Annotated in this window: 21 protein-coding genes; 12 read left to right on the top strand and 9 right to left on the bottom strand. The window is 70.8% G+C overall.

Annotated elements, in window-relative coordinates; genetic code table 11:
• The first annotated feature begins 27 nt into the window (after positions 1-27).
• From ACQPZF_RS18430 to ACQPZF_RS18420, 3 genes are read left to right on the top strand one after another with little or no spacing between them, the layout of a single operon-like run.
• A complete protein-coding gene (locus ACQPZF_RS18430; protein WP_433273204.1) occupies positions 28-1,146 on the top strand; it encodes a sensor histidine kinase in 1,119 nt (372 codons plus the stop codon).
• Complete coding sequence (locus ACQPZF_RS18425; RefSeq protein ID WP_433273202.1) at positions 1,143-1,793, top strand: response regulator; 651 nt, start codon at positions 1,143-1,145, stop codon at positions 1,791-1,793. Before ACQPZF_RS18430 ends, ACQPZF_RS18425 begins: the two co-directional genes overlap by 4 nt.
• 56 nt (positions 1,794-1,849) lie before the next feature.
• Positions 1,850-3,379 carry a DUF4419 domain-containing protein gene (locus tag ACQPZF_RS18420; protein ID WP_433273200.1) on the top strand — a complete coding sequence of 510 codons (1,530 nt, stop codon included), beginning with the start codon at positions 1,850-1,852 and terminating at the stop codon, positions 3,377-3,379.
• A 79-nt stretch (positions 3,380-3,458) separates the two neighbouring features.
• Here the strand turns inward: ACQPZF_RS18420 and arc are convergent, their stop codons facing one another.
• Positions 3,459-5,255: a proteasome ATPase gene (gene arc, locus ACQPZF_RS18415; RefSeq protein WP_433273199.1), complete on the bottom strand. Its 1,797-nt coding sequence runs from the start codon at positions 5,253-5,255 to the stop codon at positions 3,459-3,461.
• 241 nt (positions 5,256-5,496) lie between these two features.
• Here arc and ACQPZF_RS18410 point away from each other — a divergent pair, with 241 nt between their 5' ends.
• Positions 5,497-6,315 (top strand): hypothetical protein, encoded by an 819-nt coding sequence (locus tag ACQPZF_RS18410; RefSeq protein ID WP_433273197.1) that lies wholly within the window; start codon positions 5,497-5,499, stop codon positions 6,313-6,315.
• A gap of 67 nt (positions 6,316-6,382) precedes the next feature.
• Here the strand turns inward: ACQPZF_RS18410 and ACQPZF_RS18405 are convergent, their stop codons facing one another.
• The 3 genes from ACQPZF_RS18405 to ACQPZF_RS18395 all read right to left on the bottom strand — a co-directional run bounded on the left by ACQPZF_RS18405 (position 6,383) and on the right by ACQPZF_RS18395 (position 8,046).
• Positions 6,383-7,210 carry a tRNA (adenine-N1)-methyltransferase gene (locus ACQPZF_RS18405; protein WP_433273195.1) on the bottom strand — a complete coding sequence of 276 codons (828 nt, stop codon included), beginning with the start codon at positions 7,208-7,210 and terminating at the stop codon, positions 6,383-6,385.
• A 70-nt stretch (positions 7,211-7,280) separates the two neighbouring features.
• Positions 7,281-7,481 carry a hypothetical protein gene (locus ACQPZF_RS18400; RefSeq protein WP_433273194.1) on the bottom strand — a complete coding sequence of 67 codons (201 nt, stop codon included), beginning with the start codon at positions 7,479-7,481 and terminating at the stop codon, positions 7,281-7,283.
• Positions 7,474-8,046, bottom strand: coding sequence for a hypothetical protein (locus ACQPZF_RS18395; RefSeq protein ID WP_433273192.1), 573 nt, complete (start codon positions 8,044-8,046; stop codon positions 7,474-7,476). The genes ACQPZF_RS18400 and ACQPZF_RS18395 overlap by 8 nt, the downstream gene beginning before the upstream one ends.
• A gap of 109 nt (positions 8,047-8,155) precedes the next feature.
• Between ACQPZF_RS18395 and ACQPZF_RS18390 the strand changes: the two genes are divergently transcribed.
• Positions 8,156-9,259, top strand: a complete 1,104-nt coding sequence (locus ACQPZF_RS18390; protein ID WP_433273190.1) for a sensor histidine kinase — start codon at positions 8,156-8,158, stop codon at positions 9,257-9,259.
• A complete protein-coding gene (locus ACQPZF_RS18385; RefSeq protein ID WP_433273188.1) occupies positions 9,256-9,906 on the top strand; it encodes a response regulator in 651 nt (216 codons plus the stop codon). Before ACQPZF_RS18390 ends, ACQPZF_RS18385 begins: the two co-directional genes overlap by 4 nt.
• Here the strand turns inward: ACQPZF_RS18385 and ACQPZF_RS18380 are convergent.
• Complete coding sequence (locus ACQPZF_RS18380) at positions 9,881-11,011, bottom strand: site-2 protease family protein (RefSeq protein ID WP_433273186.1); 1,131 nt, start codon at positions 11,009-11,011, stop codon at positions 9,881-9,883. The genes ACQPZF_RS18385 and ACQPZF_RS18380 overlap by 26 nt on opposite strands.
• A gap of 284 nt (positions 11,012-11,295) precedes the next feature.
• Between ACQPZF_RS18380 and ACQPZF_RS18375 the strand changes: the two genes are divergently transcribed.
• From ACQPZF_RS18375 to ACQPZF_RS18365, 3 genes are read left to right on the top strand one after another with little or no spacing between them, the layout of a single operon-like run.
• Positions 11,296-12,165, top strand: a complete 870-nt coding sequence (locus ACQPZF_RS18375) for a RecB family exonuclease (RefSeq protein WP_433273184.1) — start codon at positions 11,296-11,298, stop codon at positions 12,163-12,165.
• Positions 12,162-12,938, top strand: coding sequence for a thioesterase family protein (locus ACQPZF_RS18370; RefSeq protein ID WP_433274603.1), 777 nt, complete (start codon positions 12,162-12,164; stop codon positions 12,936-12,938). Before ACQPZF_RS18375 ends, ACQPZF_RS18370 begins: the two co-directional genes overlap by 4 nt.
• 20 nt (positions 12,939-12,958) lie before the next feature.
• Positions 12,959-13,594 (top strand): phosphoribosyltransferase, encoded by a 636-nt coding sequence (locus ACQPZF_RS18365; RefSeq protein WP_433273182.1) that lies wholly within the window; start codon positions 12,959-12,961, stop codon positions 13,592-13,594.
• On the opposite strand, the gene ACQPZF_RS18360 is transcribed toward ACQPZF_RS18365, so the two are convergent.
• Together ACQPZF_RS18360 and ACQPZF_RS18355 are read right to left on the bottom strand one after the other, a co-directional pair.
• Positions 13,568-14,485 carry an AEC family transporter gene (locus ACQPZF_RS18360; RefSeq protein ID WP_433273180.1) on the bottom strand — a complete coding sequence of 306 codons (918 nt, stop codon included), beginning with the start codon at positions 14,483-14,485 and terminating at the stop codon, positions 13,568-13,570. The two genes, ACQPZF_RS18365 and ACQPZF_RS18360, sit on opposite strands and share 27 nt — an antisense overlap.
• Positions 14,486-14,488: 3 nt before the next feature.
• Positions 14,489-14,752, bottom strand: coding sequence for a phosphoribosyl-ATP diphosphatase (locus tag ACQPZF_RS18355; protein WP_041312859.1), 264 nt, complete (start codon positions 14,750-14,752; stop codon positions 14,489-14,491).
• 102 nt (positions 14,753-14,854) lie between these two features.
• Here ACQPZF_RS18355 and ACQPZF_RS18350 point away from each other — a divergent pair, with 102 nt between their 5' ends.
• Both ACQPZF_RS18350 and ACQPZF_RS18345 read left to right on the top strand, forming a co-directional pair.
• On the top strand, positions 14,855-15,466 hold the full coding sequence (locus ACQPZF_RS18350; RefSeq protein WP_433273177.1) for a TetR/AcrR family transcriptional regulator: 612 nt from the start codon (positions 14,855-14,857) through the stop codon (positions 15,464-15,466).
• A 239-nt stretch (positions 15,467-15,705) separates the two neighbouring features.
• Complete coding sequence (locus ACQPZF_RS18345; protein ID WP_433273175.1) at positions 15,706-17,232, top strand: FAD-dependent monooxygenase; 1,527 nt, start codon at positions 15,706-15,708, stop codon at positions 17,230-17,232.
• A 55-nt stretch (positions 17,233-17,287) separates the two neighbouring features.
• Here ACQPZF_RS18345 and ACQPZF_RS18340 read toward each other — a convergent pair whose 3' ends face one another.
• On the bottom strand, positions 17,288-17,725 hold the full coding sequence (locus tag ACQPZF_RS18340) for a GNAT family N-acetyltransferase (RefSeq protein ID WP_433273173.1): 438 nt from the start codon (positions 17,723-17,725) through the stop codon (positions 17,288-17,290).
• A 111-nt stretch (positions 17,726-17,836) separates the two neighbouring features.
• Between ACQPZF_RS18340 and ACQPZF_RS18335 the strand changes: the two genes are divergently transcribed.
• Positions 17,837-19,078 (top strand): GNAT family N-acetyltransferase, encoded by a 1,242-nt coding sequence (locus tag ACQPZF_RS18335; protein ID WP_433273171.1) that lies wholly within the window; start codon positions 17,837-17,839, stop codon positions 19,076-19,078.
• Here the strand turns inward: ACQPZF_RS18335 and ACQPZF_RS18330 are convergent.
• Positions 19,066-19,755, bottom strand: coding sequence for a LysE family transporter (locus ACQPZF_RS18330; RefSeq protein ID WP_433273169.1), 690 nt, complete (start codon positions 19,753-19,755; stop codon positions 19,066-19,068). The genes ACQPZF_RS18335 and ACQPZF_RS18330 overlap by 13 nt on opposite strands.
• Positions 19,756-19,760: the final 5 nt, after the last annotated feature.

Raw genomic sequence — 19,760 nt, 5'->3', positions numbered from 1 at the left:
TCCCGGCGGGCCGGCTACGGTCTGGTCGTGAGATCGCGTTTCGCCCGGTGGCTGCCCACCGCGTACCTGTACGTGCTCGACGTGCTCGCGGGCGTGGTGGTGGCGCTCGTGTACTCCGGGCTCGTGCAGGAGAGCGCCGGACAGATCGCGGTCCCGCAGTGGCTGGGACAGGTGCTGGCGGTGCTGGTGGGCCTGCCGCTCGCGGCCCGGCGGAAGTGGCCGCTGGCGGCGCTCCTCGTCGTGGTGACCGTGCAGAACATCGCCACCATTGCGCACATCACCAAGGAGCCTTACGGGCCTTCGGCGTTCGCGATGTTCATGGTGGCGTCGACGCTGTCCCGTCGGCGCTCCGTACCGGCGTTGATCTTCTCCCTGGTCACGGCCGTGATCGCGATCCTCGTCGGCGAGCCTTGGCCGGATGACATCGGGTTGGCCGTGGTCGTGGTGATCCTGTTGAGCGGGACCTGGGCGTTGGGCCGGTCCACCCGGGTGCGGCGGATGTACACGGAGCGGGCAGCGGCCGAGCAGGCCGCACGGGCGGTGGCCGACGAGCGGTTGCGAATCGCCCGCGAGTTGCACGACGTGGTCGCCCACAGCCTGTCGCTGATCACCGTGAAGGCCGGGATCGCGAACCACGTGGCCGCCACGCAGCCCGAGCAGGCCCAGGAGGCGTTGCAGGTCATCGAGACCACCAGTCGGAGCACGCTGGTGGAGATGCGGCGGCTGCTGGGTGTGCTGCGGTCGGAGGACTCGGCGGTGGAGCTGGCGCCGATGCCGGGGTTGGCCGACCTGCCGGGATTGGTGGAGCGGGCTTCGCTGGCCGGGGTTCCGGTGACGTTGTCGGTGACCGGCGGCCCGTTGCCCGACGGGGTGGGGTTGACGGTGTTCCGGATCGTGCAGGAATCCGTGACGAACGTCGTCAAGCACGCCGCGCCCGCCCGGTGTGCGGTGTCGGTGGAGGTAGGCGAGTCGTCGGTGCGGATCTCGGTGACCGATGATGGGCCCGGTGAGCGGGTGCTGGCCGGTGGCGGTGGGCACGGGTTGATCGGGATGAGGGAGCGGGTGGCGGTGTACGGGGGGACGTTCTCGGCCGGGCCGGCGGCCGGCGGCGGGTTCCGGGTGTCGGCCGAGGTGCCGTTCGCATGATCGACGTGGTGGTCGTGGACGACCAGGCCCTGCTGCGGGGGAGTTTCCAGGTGCTGGTGGACTCGGCGCCGGACCTGCGGGTCGTGGGCGAGGCCGGTGACGGCGCGTCGGCGGTGTCCGCGGTGCGCCGCACATCGCCCGACGTGGTGTTGATGGACGTCCGGATGCCGGGGATGGACGGGATCGAGGCCACCCGGCAGATCGCTTCGTTCTCGGCGGCCCGGGTGTTGATCCTGACCACGTTCGACCTGGACGAGTACGTCTACTCGGCGTTGCGGGCCGGGGCCAGCGGGTTCCTGGTGAAGGACACGCCGCCCGCGGAGCTGTTGGCCGCCATCCGCGTCGTGGCGGGAGGCGACGGGTTGCTCTCGCCGTCGGTGACGCGGAGGTTGATCGCGGAGTTCTCGCGGACGCCGGAGCGGCGGGAGGTCCGGGGCCTGCTGGAGGGCGTCACCGAGCGAGAGCGGGAGGTGCTCGGGTTGATCGCCCGAGGGCTGTCGAACACGGAGATCACGCAGGAGCTGCACCTGTCGGTGGGGACGGTGAAGACCCACATCGGGCGGTTGCTGCACAAGCTCCAGGCCCGTGACCGGGCGCAACTGGTGATCGCGGCGTACGAGTCGGGGCTGGTCACGCCCGGTTCGTGACTTGGTCCCCGGACCGCTGTCAGGTCGGCGGGCGTCGCCGGCGTTAGGGTCTGGCCATGGTGACCTTCCAGGTCGACGATGTCGTGGCTGCCGCCGGGAAACTGCCCACCCAACCGCTCGGTGAGCTGTTCGCGGACGCGTTGGCCGTCGGTGGCGACCCGACCCTGCCGGTCCTCGCCCCGGACGGCGTTCACCCGCTGCTCGGTGCCGTCGCACGGGCGTTCGCCGACCATCGTCCCCTCGTGCTGTCCCCGGACGCGGTGTGGTTGACCATCGCGCAGGGCGTTGCCCAGCACGTCCGCCTGCACGCCGAGGAGCTGCGTCCGAGGTTGGTCCGCCATGCCGGACGCGAACGGCTCGTCGTGGCGGTCGGCGGCCCGATGCCGCGGGACGCGGAGTCGTGGCGGCACGTCGTGGCGTCGTTCGACCGGCAGCTCGCCGCCGGGATCGGCAGCACCGAGGTGTTCGGGTGCGACTTCTCCACCAGCACCGACGTCGAGCGGACCGCAGGACGGATCGTGCTGCTCGACGCGTACTCGCCGTACTTCTCGCTGTGGTTGGAGTGCGTCTGCGGCATCCCGTCGATCACGGTGACCGGCACGGTGCAGGACTGGCGGAAGATCCGTGACCGGGTGGACGTGATCGCCGGTTTCGGCCTGGAAGCCTGGTGCCGCTCGCTGGCGCCGATCGCCGACCAGTTCGTCCGCGCCGCGGCCGGCGACGTGGACACCGCGTTCTGGCAGCGCATCTACAACCCGGTGGACGCCTACGGCGGCGAGGTGATCACCGGCTGGGCCGCGCGGCTCTACCCCTACCTGACCGGCGCCGGGGTGGTCGACACGCCGAATCCGCTGCTGGAGCTGCCGATCGGGGAGCCACGCGACCTGACCCTCGACGGCAGGCCCTACGACGGTCCCGGGATACGCGGCGACGCCGTGCCGGCCACGCTGTCGCGGGTGATCGTCAACGTCACCGACCAGGTCGACGGGGACAACCGGGTGGTCGCCCTGCACGCCGGCCTGGTCGGTGTCACCCAGGACGCCGACGGGGCGCTGCGGCCGGTCGCAAGCTGGCACCTCGCGCCGGCCGCGGTCGAGATCGACGACGTGATCGACCGGATCGTGCGCGACCACCAAACCACCGCACCGCAGGACTCGCTCCTGGACGACGCGTGCGCCGATCTCATCGCGGTCTACCGCCGGATCGGCTCCGCGACCCTGTTCGACGGCGCCTGGCGGCTACGGCCGGTGGACGACCGCCACGAGGTGAGGCGTGGCTTCGGCGACCGGACACTCGTGACGGTCATCGACCTCGCCGACGGCCGGAGCGTCTGCGCGGCCGTCGACTACGACACGAGGGAAACCCACTGGGTCGTGTGCCGCGTCGAGGAGGTCGAGAACGCGAGCCCGAACGCCTTCAGCCGCGACTTCCGGCTGGTGGACGACCCCGCCGACGTCCCGGTCCACGGCACTTCACTGGCGGTGCTGCTCGACGCCGCCTTGGACACCGGCGGCGACATCACCCACCTCGAAACCGGCCGACTCGACCGGCTGGACGGGCGGGCCGCCGTGCCACCCGTGTCCTGACCAGCAGTTCCGCCCCGTCAGCCGGGCCAAAAGCCCCGCCCACCTGTGGTGGACGGGGCTTCCGGGAGTGCGCTGCCGGCTAGAGGTACTGGCCGGTGTTGGTCGCGGTGTCGATGGCTCGGCCCGACTCCTGGTTCTTGCCGGTGACCAGGGTGCGGATGTAGACGATCCGTTCGCCCTTCTTGCCGGAGATGCGGGCCCAGTCGTCCGGGTTCGTCGTGTTCGGCAGGTCCTCGTTCTCCGCGAACTCGTCCACGATCGCGTCGAGCAGGTGCCTCACCGACAGACCCGGCTGCTTGGTGTCCAGCAGGCTCTTGATGGCCGCCTTCTTGGCCCGGTCCACGATGTTCTGGATCATCGCGCCCGAGTTGAAGTCCCGGAAGTACAGGACTTCCTTGTCACCGTTGGCGTAGGTGACCTCCAGGAAGCGGTTCTCCTCCGACTCCTCGTACATGCGCTCGACGGTGTGCTGCACCATGCCGTCGATGCAGGCCGCCGGGTCGCCGCCGAACTCCGCCAGGTCGTCCGCGTGGATCGGCAGGTCCGGGGTGAGGTACTTGTTGAAGATGTCCTTCGCGCCCTCGGCGTCCGGGCGCTCGATCTTGATCTTCACGTCCAGCCGGCCCGGCCGGAGGATCGCCGGGTCGATCATGTCCTCCCGGTTGGACGCGCCGATCACGATCACGTTCTCCAAGCCCTCGACGCCGTCGATCTCGCTGAGGAGCTGGGGGACGATCGTGGTCTCCACGTCCGACGACACGCCGCTGCCGCGGGTGCGGAAGATCGAGTCCATCTCGTCGAAGAACACGATCACCGGGGTGCCCTCGGACGCCTTCTCGCGCGCCCGCTGGAAGATCAGCCGGATGTGCCGCTCGGTCTCGCCGACGAACTTGTTGAGCAGCTCGGGGCCCTTGATGTTGAGGAAGTAGCTCTTGGCCTCGCGGTGGTCGTCGCCACGCGCGGACGCGACCTGCTTGGCCAGGGAGTTGGCCACCGCCTTCGCGATGAGGGTCTTGCCACAGCCGGGAGGGCCGTACAGCAGCACGCCCTTGGGCGGGCGCAGCTTGTATTCGCGGAACAGGTCGGCGTGCAGGAACGGCAGCTCCACCGCGTCGCGGATCTGCTCGATCTGCCTGCCCAGGCCGCCGATGTCCTCGTACTTGACGTCCGGGACCTCCTCCAGCACGAGGTCCTCGACCTCGGCCTTCGGCACCCGCTCGTAGGCGAAGCCCGCCTTCGAGTCGACCAGCAGCGAGTCGCCCGCCTTGAGCGGCGCGTCCATCAGCGGCTGCGCGAGCCACACGACGCGCTCCTCGTCGGCGTGGCCGACGACCAGCGCGCGTCCGATCGAGGTGTCCTCCTGGGACTCCAGGACCTCGCGCAGCGTGCAGACCTCGCCGGTGCGCTCGAAGTCGCCGCCCTCGACGACCGTGAGCGCCTCGTTCAGCCGCACCGACTGGCCCAGGACCAGCGACGGCGTCTCGACCGCGGGCGACACCGAGACCCGCATCCGACGGCCGGAGGTGAACACGTCCACCGTGCCGTCCTCGAACCGCGCCAGGAACACGCCGTACCCGCTGGGTGGCTGGGCCAGGCGGTCCACTTCCTCGCGCAGCGCGAGCAGTTGGCTCCGTGCTTCTCGAAGGGTGTCGATGAGCTTCGTGTTGCGCTCGGTAAGTTGGCTGACGCGCTCCGTCGCCTCCGCCAACCTTTGCTCCAGCAGGCGGACGTGTCGTGGGGATTCCGTCAACTTGCGGCGCAGCAACGCGATCTCGTCCTCCAGGAACCTGATCTGCGCTGCCAGCTCACCAGAGTTGTTGCCCTTGTTCAGCTCGCCACCCTCGTCGGGCTGGCTGCCGGGATGACCGTGCTGCATGTCGGCACCCTCCTCCCGTGTTCGTACGACAACGGTACCGGCGATCACCGACAAAAGCGGCCATCCCGTGGGTTCCCGGGGGTCGTGTGATCACACATTCCCCCCGCTCGGCGGGACGGACTGCTCCATATCGGTGCCTGACGGAACCTCCCACCCGCTACCGTGCGTCCCAGTACGAAGTCCCACCTGCGTGTTCCGGGCAGTCTCCACTGCCACCAGCGGAAAGTTCTAGGAGAACGTGATGTCCGTCCCGCCGCAGCAGCCGGGCCCCTACGGTCAGCAGCCGGGTCCGTATGGCCAGCAACCAGGCCAATTCGGCCCGCAACCGGGGCCCGGCCAGCAGCCCGGCGGATTCCCGCCGCCGCCCCAGGGTTTCCCACAGGGTGGGCAGCAGCAGCCCGGCTACGGCCCGCCGCCCGGTGGTTTCCCGCCGCCCGGCCAGCCGGGTCAGCCGGGTCAGCCGGGCCCCGGCCAGCAGCCGTACGGGCCGCCCGGCCAGTTCGCCCAGCCCGGTTACGGCCAACCGGGTGGTTTCGGTGATCCCTACGGCGCGCCGCGCAAGAAGAGCCCCCTGCCCTGGATCCTGGCGGGTGGCGGTGTCCTGGTGATCGGCGTGGTCGTGGTCCTCCTGCTCACCCTCGGTGGCGGCAACGGCACGGCGAAGGACGCGGCGGACAGCTTCGCGGCGGCCATGTCGAGCAAGGACTACGACAAGCTGCGGTCGCTGACCTGCGCCGACGACCAGAAGGAGATCGACGACCTGAAGAAGGCCTTCGACCCCGACTCGATCGGCAAGGAGATCGAGAAGAACCTCGAAGGCCTGCCGCCGGCGGCCAAGGAGAAGGCCAAGCAGATGCAGGAGGCGGCGAAGAACATCAAGCTCGTCGTCACGGTGAACAGCGTCGAAGAGAAGGACGCGACGAACGCCGAGGCCAACATCACGATCAAGCTGGAGGGCGTCCCGGACGAGTTCAAGGAGATGATGGCGGGCGAGAAGACCGACAACATCCCCTTCATCAAGACCGATGACGGCTGGGTCGCCTGCGAGAAGAAGAAGTAGTCCCAGAACGTCGACAAACGGCCCGTGCGATAGGTGGCACGGGCCGTTTGTGCTGGTCAGGCCGTGTTCAGCCCTTGGACGGGCGGCGTTGCGGCCGGGGTGGCGTCACGCCGTCCGCGAGCCGGCGGGTGGTCAGCAGGAACGCGGTGTGCCCGATCATCCGGTGCTCCGGGCGCACTGCCAGGCCCACCACGTGCCACGGGCGCACGAGGGTCTCCCACGCGTGCGGCTCGGTCCAGTGCTGCTGCTCCCGGATCGCCTCGGTGACCTTCGAAAGCTGCGTGGTGGTGGCCACGTAGACCACCAGCACGCCGCCGGGGATGAGGCTGCGGGCCACGGCCGGCAGCACGTCCCACGGCGAGAGCATGTCCAGGATCACCCGGTCGACCTCGCCCTCGTGGTCGGACACGTCACCGACCGTGAGCGACCAGTTGCCGGGACGGTCGCCGAAGAACTGCTCGACGTTGCGGATCGCGTGGTCGGCGTGGTCCTGGCGGACCTCGTAGGACGTGACGCTGCCCTTCTCCCCCACCGCGCGCAGCAGCGAGCAGGTCAGCGCGCCCGAGCCTGCGCCGGCCTCCAGGACCCGCGCGCCGGGGAACACGTCGCCGTACATCACGATCTGCGCCGCGTCCTTGGGGTAGATCACCTGCGCGCCGCGCGGCATGGACAGCACGTAGTCCGACAGCAGGGGCCGCAGCGCGAGGAACGACGTGCCCCCGACGGACGTGATCACGGAGCCCTCGGGCAGGCCGATCAGGTTGTCGTGCGACAGGGCGCCGCGATGGGTGTGGTACTCCTTGCCCGGTTCGAGCACGATCGTGTAGTGCCGTCCCTTCGGGTCGGTCAACTGCACCCGGTCTCCGGGCTGGAACGGACCACTGGCGGTGCTCACCGCGGCGAACCTCCTGGACAAGCGTGCGGACAACAGCGCACGATGGTCGCAGAAGGCTCGGCGGCGCAGCTCAGCGGCCTCGTTCCGCGCGGATACCGGACACCGTCAGCACCGCGCCGACGACCGTGAACCCGAGCGCGGCGGGTAGCTGCGCCCACGGCGGCAGGTGCATCACGACGAACCAGCTCTTGCTGTCCACGTCCAGCGCCATCAGCACGAGCGGCACCAGCCCCTGCGGCACCAGCATGATGATCCCCAGGACCTCACGCATCCCTCTCCCCCTTCCCGGTGACGTGCCCGGCCGCCTCCTTGGCGGAGTAGTAGACGGGCCAGCCGACCAGCCAGATCAAGCCGACGACGCTCAACGTCGACATCTGCCCCCACAGCACCTGAGTGCGTTCAGGCGTGCTCACGACGTACATGAGCAGCAGCATCACGGCGCAGGCGATCCCCCAGGCGACCACGAACTTGCCCCATTCACGCCACTCGTGGCGCACCCGCGCGAGGCCGTGCTTGGGCGGCTTCACCGGCGGCGGACCTCCGGCGAAGCGGTGGGCGAACCGCTGGTCGGCCCAGCGCAGCATGCTGTGGCCGAACGCGATGCTGACCCCGAGGTAGATCGCCGCGAGCCCGTGCGCCGTCTTCGCCTCACCCCCCGACCGCAAGTCGAAGACGGTCGCCACCAGCAGCACCACGTCCACCAGCGGCGTGCACACCAGGAGCACCGCGCCCGCCTTCGGCATCCGCAGCACGTACCGGGCGAACAACCCCGCGCCCAACACGACCCAGAAGCCGATCTCACACGCCACGATGATCACAACCAACGGTTCACCCACGACCCAAGACTGCTGGTCGGAGCGCGTGCGGCGCGTCGGCGGGCGGATCGACCGGGCGTCATCACTTCGTAGGACGACCCACGCGACAGCCGTGTGCTGTGATTCGGGGGTGAGGATCCGCCCGAAGAGCCGCGAGGTGCTGATCGCGGTCGGCTTCTTCGCCGTCGGGATGCTGATCTACCAGCTCAGGCTGGACCTGGTGTTCGGCGGAGACGACCGGCCGACGGCCATCGGGACGCGCCTGGTCATCCTCGCGGTGGCGTGCGTGGGGACGATGCTCCGCCGCAGCGCCCCGATGATCGCCCTGGTCCTGGCGACGGCGGCCGGGGTGATGGACCTGACGCGCGGACTCAGCCTGCCGGTGATCATGGTGTTCATCGATGTGCTGTTCGTGGTGTCCCTGGACGGCCCGCGCCGGCTGCACCGCACGCTGATCGGTGTCGTCGCGGTCGCCACGCTCGGCCTGACGCTGACCGTGGCGGTGCTCGGCGACTGGCGGGAGTCGCTCTACGCCGGGCTGCAGATGTTCTCGCTGGTCTGCGTGCCGGTGTGGTGGGCGACGAACATCCGCCAGCACCGCGAGAGCGCCGAGCAGGTGGCCCGGATCGCGGAGCTGGACCGGCGGGCGGCGGTGGACGCGGAACGCAACCGGATGGCCCGTGACCTGCACGACGTGATCGCCGGGCACCTGTCGGCCATCGCGATCCAGTCGGAGGCGGTGCTGTCCATGCCCGCCGACTCCGAGACCGTGCGGACGGTGCTGAAGTCCGTGCGGGAGAACAGCGTGCGGTCGCTGGCGGAGATGCGCACGATGATCGACGTGCTGCGGGCGGACGAACCGGTGGACGAGCCGGTGACGGTGCGGCTCGCCGACGCCGGCCGGCTGGTCGACTCGGCGCGGGCGGGCGGGCTGGAGGTGCGGTTCGCCATGGACGACGTGGACGGGCTGCCGGTCGCGGTGGACCTCGCGGCGTACCGGATCCTCCAGGAGGCGCTGACGAACGCGTTGAAGCACGGCTCATCGGCGTCGGTGCGGGTGGAACGGCAGGTCAGACGGCTGGTGGTGGTCGTGCGGAACGTGGCGCGCGAGACGGCGGCGGGATCGGGGACGGGGTTGGTGAGCATGGCGGAACGAGCGCACGCGGTCGGCGGGACGTTCTCCGCGGGCCGGCAGGGCGGCGACTGGCTGGTGCGGGCGGAGCTGCCGCTGTGACCACGGTGCTGGTGGCCGACGACCACGCGGCGATCCGGGCGGGTCTGGTGATGATCCTGGGCGGCGCGGAGGGCATCGAGGTGGTGGGCGAGGCGGCGGACGGCGCGGCGGCCGTGCGGATGGCCCGCGAGCTGCGGCCGGACGTGGTGCTGATGGACATCCGGATGCCCGGCACGGACGGCATCGAGGCGACGCGGCAGCTCGTCGGCGTGTGCGAGGTGCTGGTGTTGACGACGTTCGACCTGGACGAGTACGTGCACGGCGCGCTGCGGGCGGGTGCGGCGGGGTTCCTGCTCAAGTCGGTGGAGGCGCCGGCCCTGGTGGAGGCCGTGCGGCAGGTCGCGGCGGGCGACGGGGTGCTCGCGCCGAGCGTGACGCGGCGGCTGATGCGCGAGTTCGCGTCCGCCGCGCCACGAGCCCGCCCGCCGGCGCTGGACGCGTTGACCGACCGCGAGGTCGAGGTGTTGCGGTGCCTCGGCGAGGGGCTGTCGAATCACCAGATCGGGCGGAAGCTGCACATCGGCGAGACGACCGTGAAGACGCACGTGTCGCGCGTGCTGACCAAGCTGGACCTGCGGTCACGGGTGCAGGCGGCGATCCTGGCGCAGGACGCCGGTCTGCTCAGCGACGGTCCAGCGCGGCCTTGAGGTCCTCCCGGCGCAGCACGCCGGCGGGCCGTCCCTCCAGGTCGACCACCAGGTACTCCCAGGCGGCGGTGCCCTGGACGCGTTCGACGACCTCGTCGCCGGTCTCGCTCTCCAGCAGCACCGTCTCCGGCAGGATCGGCACGGCCGCCTGCTCGGCGGGAGCGTGCGGCGACGTGGACGCCAACCGCTGCGCCATGCCCCGGTCCAACAGCCCCGCCGCGACCCCGTCCGCCCGCACCAGCACCACGCCACGCCCGGCGGAGGCCGTCAACGCGCCCGACACGGGACTCTCGGCGGGCAACTGGAGCACCGGCCGGACCAGCTCGCGCAACGTGAGCCCGTCCGGCCAGGAACGCTTGCGGTCGGCGGCCAGCTCACCCCGCGCGCCCGCCACCACGAACCACGCGGTCAGCAGGCACACGGCGAACCTGAGCCAGCGGTCCTCGCTGCCCTCCAACAGACCCCAGACCGCCCACACGACCAACAACGCGGCCACGATCCCGCCACCGACCACAGCGGCCTTGGTGCCCGCCGAACGCCGCCCCGTGACCGCCCACACCCCGGCCCGCAGTATCCGCCCGCCGTCCAGCGGCAGGCCGGGCAACAGGTTGAACACCGCCACGGCGGCATTGGCGAACGCGGTCTGCGCGATCAACAGCCACACCGCGTCCGGCTGCGGGATCGCCATGGCGCCCAACGCGAACGCCCCGGCCAGGAAGATCGACACAATCGGCCCGGCCGCCGCGATCGCCCCTTCGTGAGAGGGCTTGCCGGGCGTGCGCATCACCTCGGACACCCCACCGAGCAGGAACAGCCGAAGCCGCCGCACCGGCAACCCCAACCGCAACGCGACCAGACTGTGCCCGAGCTCGTGGGCCAACACCGACAACCCCAGAAAAACCGCGAACGTGGCCGCCAGCAACACCCCGGTCACCCCACCGGTCCCCGGCGCGATCCGCCCCACCAACGGCGCATAAAGCACCACGATCGCCGCCGACCCAAGCCACCAAGAGGGCGCAAGCAACACCGGAATCCCGGCCGCACGGAACAACGGCAACCCACCGTCCCGCCCAACCTGCCGCCGCCAACCAACCTTGGTAACCACAACAAAAGCCTAGGCCCCACCATGTGTTAACGCCGTAACCCGCCCATCCCTCACCCCATCCCCTACCCCCCACCCCTCACCCCACCCCTCCTCTTCCCCCACTCCGACTCCCCATCTGCAGTCCCGCGAGGTCGCCGTCGGTAGTTCGCGCCTCATTTCCCGCCGATCACGCTCCACCGATCGGCGGGAAATCAGGCGCGACCTGCCGACCCAGGAGGCGACCGAGCCCCGCGACGAAGTCGCGGCAATCCAACACTGTCGGTGCTCTGCCCTATCGTGCTCGTATGGCAGTGCCGATGATCACCGAGCGCCCTGTTCGCAGGCCCGCGCTGTCGCCCTCCCGCGCGGGCGACTTCAAGCAGTGCCCGCTGCTCTACCGCTTCCGGGCAGTCGACCGCCTGCCGGAGAAGCCGACCAGAGCACAGGTCCGCGGCACCGTCGTGCACGCCGTCCTGGAGGACCTGTTCGGCCTGCCCGCCGCCGAGCGCCTGCCCGAGAAGGCGCGCGAACTGGTCGCCCCGGCCTGGGAGCGGGTCCGCGCCGAGCGCCCCGAGTTCGCCGACCTGTTCGCCGAGGGCGACGAGACCGGGCAGACCGAGTGGCTGGCGTCGGCAGAGGGCCTGCTGGACGGCTATTTCGGCTTGGAGGACCCGCGCCGGTTCGACGCCGACGCCCGTGAGCTGCTGGTCGAGTGGGAGCTGCCGTCGGGTGTGCTGCTGCGCGGCTACGTCGACCGCGTGGACGTGGCCCCGACCGGCGAGATCCGGGTGGTGGACTACAAGACCGGCGCGGCGCCCCGTCAGGTCGGCGAGGCCAAGGCGCTGTTCCAGATGAAGTTCTACGCGCTGGTGCTGTGGCGGCTGCGCGGGGTGGTGCCGCGCCAGCTCCGGCTGATGTACCTGGCCGACCGGCAGGCGCTGGCGTACACGCCGGACGAGGCCGAGCTGAGCCGGTTCGAGCGGACGCTGGAGGCGATCTGGGACGCGATCCTGCGGGCGGCCAAGTCGGGTGACTTCCGGCCCAACCCGAGCAGGCTGTGCGACTACTGCGACCACAAGGCGCTGTGCCCGGCGTTCGACGGCACACCGCCGCCTTATCCGGGCTGGCCGGAGCCGGACGCGGGGCAGGAGAGCGTGTTGGACAGGGCGGACTGATGGCGGCGTTCTACCGGCGGCTGGCCGCCGGCCGGTTCGCGTCCACCGAGCACACCGTCGGGCCGTGGTCCGGCGAGAGCCAGCACCTCGGGCCGCCGTCGGCGCTGCTGGTCCGGGCGTTGGAGCGGACCGCGCCGCGGCCGGGGACGGTGCTGTCCCGGGTCACGTTCGAGGTGCTCGGCCCGGTGCCGGTGGCGGAGCTGGCGGTGTCGGCGGCGCTGGACCGGCCGGGGCGTTCCGTGGAGCTGCTGTCGGCGGAGCTGGCGCACGAGGGGCGCGCGGTGCTGCGGGCTCGGGCGTGGCGGGTCGTCGGCGGCGACACATCGGCGGTGGCGTCCGACGAGGGCCCGCCGCCGGTGCCGCCGCGGGCGTGCGCGCCGATGGCGATCCCGGACGACTGGCGGGGCGGGTACCTGGCCGCGATGGAATGGCGTTCGGTGTCCGGCGGTGTGTTCACGCCCGGCGACGCGACGGTGTGGGCGCGGCCGACCGTGCAGGTGGTCGAGGGTGAGGAGGCCACGGCGCTGCAACGGCTGTTCACGGTCGCCGACTCGGCGAGCGGCGTGTCGAGCAGGCTGGACATCTCCAAGTGGTACGCGATCAACACCGACCTGTCGGTGCACCTGCACCGCGAGCCGGTCGGCGAGTGGTTCGCGCTGGACGCCGAGACGGTGCTGGGGCCGACGGGTGTCGGCGTGGCGGGCAGTGTGCTGCACGACGAACGCGGTCCGGTGGGCCGCACCGCGCAGTCGCTGTTCGTGCGGGAGCGCTGAGCGGGGGTCAGGATGGGGTGATGAGGTTCGCGGATCGAGCTGCCGCCGGTCGGGCGCTCGCCGGGGCGCTGCCGCCCGGCGAGTGGGCCGATCCCCTGGTCCTGGGCTTGGCACGCGGCGGCGTTCCGGTGGCGCACGAGGTGGCGCTGGCCTTGGGCGCGGAGCTGGACGTGGCCGTGGCGCGCAAGATCGGCGCGCCCGGTCGGCCGGAGTTCGGGGTGGGCGCGGTCACGGCGGCCGGTGAGCCGATCTTCGACCTGCACGCGTTGAGCGCCCTGGGGCTGACGCCGTCCGACCTGGCCACGACGTGCGAGGCGGAACGCCGGGAGGCCCAGCGGCGCCTCGACGTGTACCGGTCCGGCCGCACCGTCCGGGTGGCCGGTCGGGACGTGCTGATCGTGGACGACGGCCTGGCCACGGGCGTCACGGCGCGGGCGGCGTTGCGGGAGGCCCGTGAAGGCGGTCCGCGGCGACTGGTCCTGGCGGTTCCGGTGGCGGCGACGCAGTCCCTCGGGCTGCTCCGGACCGAGGCCGACCTGGTGGTGTGCCCGCACGAGCGGTTCGACTTCCGGTCGGTGGGGCGGTTCTACCGGCGGTTCGACCAGACGACGGATGCCGAGGTGCTGGCGCTACTGGAGCAGCACCGCCACGATTGACAGCGTCACCATCGACAGCGCGGTGGACAGCAGCACGGCGTCACGCGGCAGCCGGGCGTCCGGGCGGTACTGCCTGGCGAGCACGTACACGTTCTGCGCGGTCGGCAGGGCCGCGCACACCACGGCCGCGAGGCGCAGCGGGCCGTCCACGCCCAGCGCGAGGCACGCCAGGAACGTCACCAAAGGGTGCAGCAACAGCTTCAGCGCCACCGCCACGCCCACCTCGGCGCGGCCGTCCCGGTCGGGTGCGCGCATGGCGTTGAGCGACATGCCCAGCACCACCAACGCGGTCGGCACACCGGCGGAACCCAGCGCCTCCAACGGTTCCAGCACCAACCGGGGAGGCCGCCAGCCGGTCGCGCTCACGACCACGCCCAGCAGGGAACCCAGGATGATCGGGTTGCGCACCGGCAGGGTGACCAGCGTCCGCAGGATTCCGCCGCGCCGCCCGGAGCCCACCTCGACCGCCGCGAGCACCATCGGCATCACGATCACCGGCTGGAACAGCAGCACGGCCACCATGAACGACGAGTCACCCAGGACGCCGACGGCGATCGGGATGCCGAGGTTGCCGGAGTTCACGTAGGCGCCCGCCATCGCGCCGAGCGCCTGGTCGGGCAGGGAACGCCGGAAGGCCTTGGCGTACACGACCAGACCGATCGTGCCAACTACGAACGTACTTATCACAAATGCCAGAACGCCCCGGTTGGCAAGGGCGCCCGGCTCGCTGTCCAACAGGGTCGTGAACAGCACGGCGGGCATGGCCAGGTAGAACGCGAACCGGCCGAGCACCGCCTCGGCCCGTTCCCCCAGCACGTTCGTCCGGGCGGCGAGGAACCCGATGACCGTGAGCACCCAGATCGGCACGAACCCGCTGAGCACCCCGGCCATGGGTCACAGGTGCTTGTAGACGTCTTCGAGCGTAAGACCGCGGCCGAGCATGAGCACCTGCACGCGGTACAGCAACTGGGAGACCTCTTCGGCGAGCCGCTCGTCCGACTCGTGCTCCGCGGCGATCCAGACCTCGCCGGCCTCCTCCAGCACCTTCTTGCCCTGCGCATGGACGCCGTCCGCCAGGGCCGCTGCGGTGGCGGAGCCCTCGGGGCGGGTGCGGGCGCGTTCGCTCAGCTCGGCGAACAGCTCGTCGAAGGTCTTCACGGGGTCTGATCCTCGCATCCCCCGAATGGCGGCCGGCACCCGCCCCGAAGTTGCGCGACCCGAAAACTTGCGGACCCCGCAGGTTTCCGGTACCTTGATCACATGGACGACGGAATGGGCTTGCGTGAACGCAAAAAGCTGGAGACCCGCCAGGCACTGAGCATGGCGGCCCTCCGGCTGGCGGTCGAGCGCGGCCTGGACAACGTCCTGGTGGAGGACATCGCCGCCGCGGCGGGCGTGTCGCCACGCACGTTCAACAACTACTTCTCCAGCAAGGCCGAGGCCATCGCGTCCAGGCACGTCGACCGGGGCCGCCGACTGGCGGACCAAGTGCGGCGGCGTCCCATGACGGAATCGGTCTGGGAGTCGATCCTGGAGGCCGCGCTGGCCCAGTTCGGCAACGGAGACCCGGTGCCGGATCCGGACTGGGCGGCCGGGGTCCGACTGATGACCAGCGAACCGGCGTTGATCGGCGAATTCCTGAAGGCCAGTTCGATGATCGAGTTGGAGTTGGCCGAGGCGATCGCCGAACGCACCCGAACAAACGTGAAGGCCGACATCTATCCCAGGCTGGTCGCGGCGTCGGTCGGCGCGGCCATCGAGGTGGCCACCGACCGGTGGCTCACCGCCGACCCACCGGTCCCCCTCGGATCGTTGGTGCGCGAAGCGCTGACCCAGGTGGCCGCCGGTCTTCCGGAGCCATCAACGACTTGACCCACTCACCACTGACCCCACTGACCCGGCGTCACTGACCACAGCGTCACTGACACAGCGTCACTGACCACGGAGTCACTGACCACCCATCCCCCAGCCCCGACACCCGGGGCCTACTCAGCCACGCCCTGATCGAGCCAGACCTCAGCCCGCACCAAGGGCTTATTCAGCGACCCCTCAACAACCCGACAACGGCCCCCGACACGTGGGGTTTATTCCGCCATGCCCAAGGAGGACTCATGGACACCGACGTCGCGATCGTCGGAGCCGGCCCGAACGGCCTGATGCTCGCCAACGAACTGCTGCTCGCGGGCGTCCGCCCGATCGTGCTCGAAGCGCTCCCGGAACGCGCCGCGCTCCCCAAGGCCAACGGCCTGGTGGGCCGCGTCGTGCAGGCTTTGGACTACCGGGGCCTGCACGAAGCCATCACCGGCGCGCCGGTGCCGCCGAAACCGACGCCGTTCTTCCAATTCGGCGCGCTCCCGCTCGACATGGCCGGCCTGGGAGACCACGCCCTGTTCATCCTGCCGGTCCCGCAGCGCAGGCTGGAAGAGGTGCTGGAGAACCACGCCGGTGTGGCGGTCCGGCGCGGCCACCAGGTGAAAGACCTGACCCGGCACGGCGACCACGTGGCACTCGACGTGTCCGGCCCGGACGGCGACTACGAGTTGACCGCGCGCTATGTCGTGGGAGCCGACGGCGGCCACAGCCTGGTCCGCAAACGCGCCGGCATCGGCTTCCCCGGCATCACCGACGCCGGCTTCATCCACCGCACCGGCCAAGTCGTGATCCACGAGCCGGTCGCCGACCACACCACCGGCCAACTCGACATCCCCGGCATGGGCGTCCTGTGGCCGGGCACCTTCCACCGCACCGAACACGGCGTCTTCGCGTTCGGCATGTTCCAACCGGGCATCTACCGCATCGCGATGATCGAGTGGGGTCAGTCAGGCCTGACCGACACCGACGAGATGACGCTCGACGAACTCCGCGACGCGGCACAACGCGTCCTCGGCATCGACCTGCCGATGAGCGAACCGCAGGACGGCCAACCATCGGCCCTCAACCGCCGCGCCGAGGGCACCAACTCGCGCCTGGCCGACCGCTACCGCGAAGGCAGGGTCCTCCTGGTGGGCGACGCCGCGCACGTCCAGTCGGGAGTCGGCGGTCCGAGCCTGAACCTGGGCCTCCAGGACGCGATCAACCTGGGTTGGAAGCTCGCGGCGGACATCAACGGCTGGGCCCCGCCAGACCTGCTCGACACCTACGAGTCGGAACGCCGCCCGGTGGGCCAACGCGTCATCATGCACAGCCGAGCCCAGACAGCATTGTTGGCGGAAGGCCCGAACACCACGGCGCTGCGCGAGGTAATGATCGAACTCCTGCAAGACGACACAGCGGTACGCCGCATCTCCGACCTGATGTCCGGCGCCGACACCGTCTACGACATGGGCACCTCGACCCACCCGCTGACCGGCCGCTGGATGCCCGACCTGCCCTTGTCCGACAACACGACCGTCGCCGCCCTGTCCCGAACCGGCCGCCCCCTGCTCCTCGACTTCACCGACCGCTCCGATCTCCGCGCCACCGCCACACCCTGGACCGATCGGGTGGACATCCACACCACGACGACCCCCACACCGCCCGCCGACGCGGTCCTCGTCAGGCCGGACGGCTACGTGGCCTGGGCGGGCGGCGCCCCCGAGGAACTGGCCGAGTCCCTGAGGAGGTGGTTCGGCGACCCGCGTGGCGTCTCGGACAGGTGAGGAACGCGCTCGCCTCGTCCTGGGTGCGGCCGGCCCACGGCCTGCGCGGTCGAGTTCAGAGCCCGAACCGAGGGCTGGTGAAGGGCCAGGCGCGGGTGATCCACTCGGGCACGAAGGCGTCCAGGGCACGTTCGAGTTCGGTCCCGACGTACTCGTCCACCACCCACCAGGTGATGAGCGCGTCCTCCGCCGGGTCGATGTAGACGCAGCCCAACAAGGCGGTCTCGTCGTGGTCGAACAGCGCGTAGTTGAACGACTGGTGCGCCTCGGCTTCCCGTTCGTGGCGGGCGAGGTCGGCGCGGTCCTCTTCGTACGTCATGGTCGTGGGCGGCCAGTGCCACTTCTCGCCGAAGAGGGACCAGAGTCGTTCCCTCGACCCCATGACGGCCGGGTAGTCGAGGTCCACATCGGACTCCCGGATCGGCCTCAAGTGGTGGCCCGTGCCCAGCTCGACGCGGGTGGGGTGGGCGAAATCTGACGGCAGCCAGGACATGAGCCCGGATTGTGCGGCACTCGGGTCCGACCGGCCAAATCAGTTCGGTGACAAGGATCGCCGCCGTAAATCCGGTGGCACGACGAGAGGAGCAACGTCGACACTGCGGGGATGACGTTGTCCGACGGGCTGGTGCTGCGCCCGGCCGAGCCACGGGACCTCGAACAGATCGGCGCGTTGCTGGCCGACCGGGGCGAGCCGGAGGACGCGGTGGACCACCGACTGGTGGTCGAGGACCCGGACGCGGGGTGGGAGTCGTGCGCGGTCGTGGTGGACGGGGATCGAGTGGTCTCCACCGCGACCCTGCTGGACGAGACGCTGGTCCTGAACGGCGTCGAGATCCCCGCCGGCCAGGTCGAGCTGGTCGCCACCGACCGCAACTACGAGGGTCGTGGTCTGGTCCGGGCGCTGATGGACTGGGCGCACGAGCGGTCCGCCGCACGCGGGCAGTTGGTGAACGTGATGCTGGGCATCCCGTACTTCTACCGGCTGTTCGGCTACACCTACGCGATCCCGGTCGCACCGGTGCGACCGGTGGTCGGCACCCCGCCGACCAGCCCCGACACGGTCCGGGAGGCGACGGTGCGCGAGGCCGCCGTGCGGGAAGCCACCGTGCGGGAAGCCACCGTGCGAGAGGCCACCCTGGACGACATCCCGGCGTTGGCCCGCCTCCAGCACGCCGAGCAGGCTCGGGCGGATTTGTGGATGCCGCACTCGACCCCGTTGTGGCGCTGGCTGATCGCCCGCGACGGCAGCACGCAGTGGCTGGTCGAGCGGGACGGCCTGCCGGTCGGCACCGGTCGGTCGACGCCGCCGGACGAGGGTGTGCGGCTGTGCGAGGTAGCGGCGGTGGACGCCGCCGCCGCGCACGCGTTGCTCGCGCACACCGGGGCGACGACGGCGAACGAGCGTCCGGGCACCGTGGCGGGAGACGCGCTGGAGCCGTTCCTCGGTCCGCCGCCGGAGGACGCGAACTCGTACTACGTGCGGATCAACGATCCGCTGGCGTTGCTGGAGCACCTGCGCCCGGTGTTCGGGCGGCGGCTGGCCGAGTCGCCCTTCGCCGACGCGGAGGGCGAGGCGGTCGTGTCCTTCTACCGGTCACACGTCCGGCTGCCCTACCGGGCCGGCGAGGTCGGGCCGGTCGTCGCCGGCGGCACGATGCAGGCGCCCGGCGCGGCGGGTGGAGCCGGGGTCGCGCCGGACCTGCTGGCGTCCCTGCTGTTCGGTCCGCAGGGGCTGCGCGGCCTGACCGCCGGGTTCCCGGACGTCTACCCAGGCCCGAACGCGGACCTGATGCACACGCTCTTCCCACCGGTGCGAGGCGACCTGATGACGTTCTACCTGCCGTAACCGGCGAACTCGATGCCCAACGCCACGCCCGCCAGCACCAACAACACTCCGGCGCAGGTCAACGCACGGCGGTACCCGGTGTCACCAAGACGCCGGCGGCCACGGGCGACGAGGAGGGCGATGACGATCTTGCCGCCGACCAACGTCACGTAGAAGCCGACCAACAACGCCACTCCGGCGCCCGCCGACCCACGCCAGGTGGCGATGGTCAGCGGTCCCAGGGCGGTCGCCCACGCGACCCAGGGATGCGGGCTGAGCAGATTCACCACCACCGCACGCCGCAGGGCAAGGGCGTCCTCCGGCCCCAACCCCGAACCCACACGTGCACCGCCAACACCCGAACCGCCACTGCCACTGCCACTGCCCGCACCTGAGCCGTCGCCTGTCGCCCCACCCAGCGAGGCGGCGTGTGCTTCACGGATGGTCTGGACTCCGCTCCACACCACGAACACCGCACCGACGACACCAAGCACCCCGAGCACGCTCGCCGGCAGCCGGTCCAGCAGCAGCAAGGCCACCGCGACCACCACGGCATCGGACAGCAGCGGTGCGCAGGCGGCGAGCGTTCCGGCGCGCCATCCCGAGCGCAGCGCCGACGTCACCACCAGCACCAACAGCGGGCCGGGGCTGATGCTCGCCGCCAAGCCGAGGGTCAGTCCCAAGCCCAGTGCGTCCACGGCGG

Origin of the sequence: Actinosynnema sp. CS-041913 (genome assembly GCF_050942485.1) — a bacterium.
In the GTDB taxonomy this organism is placed as follows: domain Bacteria; phylum Actinomycetota; class Actinomycetes; order Mycobacteriales; family Pseudonocardiaceae; genus Actinosynnema.
Note: the sequence above shows the minus strand (reverse complement) of the source record. Positions and strands in the feature narration are given on the sequence as shown.

What these genes read in the sequence shown, in the direction of transcription:
- ACQPZF_RS18425 (WP_433273202.1), top strand. Translation starts at nt 1,143, where the DNA reads ATGATCGACGTGGTGGTCGTGGACGACCAGGCCCTGCTGCGGGGGAGT.
- ACQPZF_RS18420 (WP_433273200.1), top strand. Translation starts at nt 1,850, where the DNA reads ATGGTGACCTTCCAGGTCGACGATGTCGTGGCTGCCGCCGGGAAACTG.
- arc (WP_433273199.1), bottom strand. Translation starts at nt 5,255, where the DNA reads ATGCAGCACGGTCATCCCGGCAGCCAGCCCGACGAGGGTGGCGAGCTG.
- ACQPZF_RS18410 (WP_433273197.1), top strand. Translation starts at nt 5,497, where the DNA reads ATGTCCGTCCCGCCGCAGCAGCCGGGCCCCTACGGTCAGCAGCCGGGT.
- ACQPZF_RS18400 (WP_433273194.1), bottom strand. Translation starts at nt 7,481, where the DNA reads ATGCGTGAGGTCCTGGGGATCATCATGCTGGTGCCGCAGGGGCTGGTG.
- ACQPZF_RS18375 (WP_433273184.1), top strand. Translation starts at nt 11,296, where the DNA reads ATGGCAGTGCCGATGATCACCGAGCGCCCTGTTCGCAGGCCCGCGCTG.
- ACQPZF_RS18365 (WP_433273182.1), top strand. Translation starts at nt 12,959, where the DNA reads ATGAGGTTCGCGGATCGAGCTGCCGCCGGTCGGGCGCTCGCCGGGGCG.
- ACQPZF_RS18360 (WP_433273180.1), bottom strand. Translation starts at nt 14,485, where the DNA reads ATGGCCGGGGTGCTCAGCGGGTTCGTGCCGATCTGGGTGCTCACGGTC.
- ACQPZF_RS18350 (WP_433273177.1), top strand. Translation starts at nt 14,855, where the DNA reads ATGGACGACGGAATGGGCTTGCGTGAACGCAAAAAGCTGGAGACCCGC.
- ACQPZF_RS18345 (WP_433273175.1), top strand. Translation starts at nt 15,706, where the DNA reads ATGGACACCGACGTCGCGATCGTCGGAGCCGGCCCGAACGGCCTGATG.
- ACQPZF_RS18340 (WP_433273173.1), bottom strand. Translation starts at nt 17,725, where the DNA reads ATGTCCTGGCTGCCGTCAGATTTCGCCCACCCCACCCGCGTCGAGCTG.
- ACQPZF_RS18335 (WP_433273171.1), top strand. Translation starts at nt 17,837, where the DNA reads ATGACGTTGTCCGACGGGCTGGTGCTGCGCCCGGCCGAGCCACGGGAC.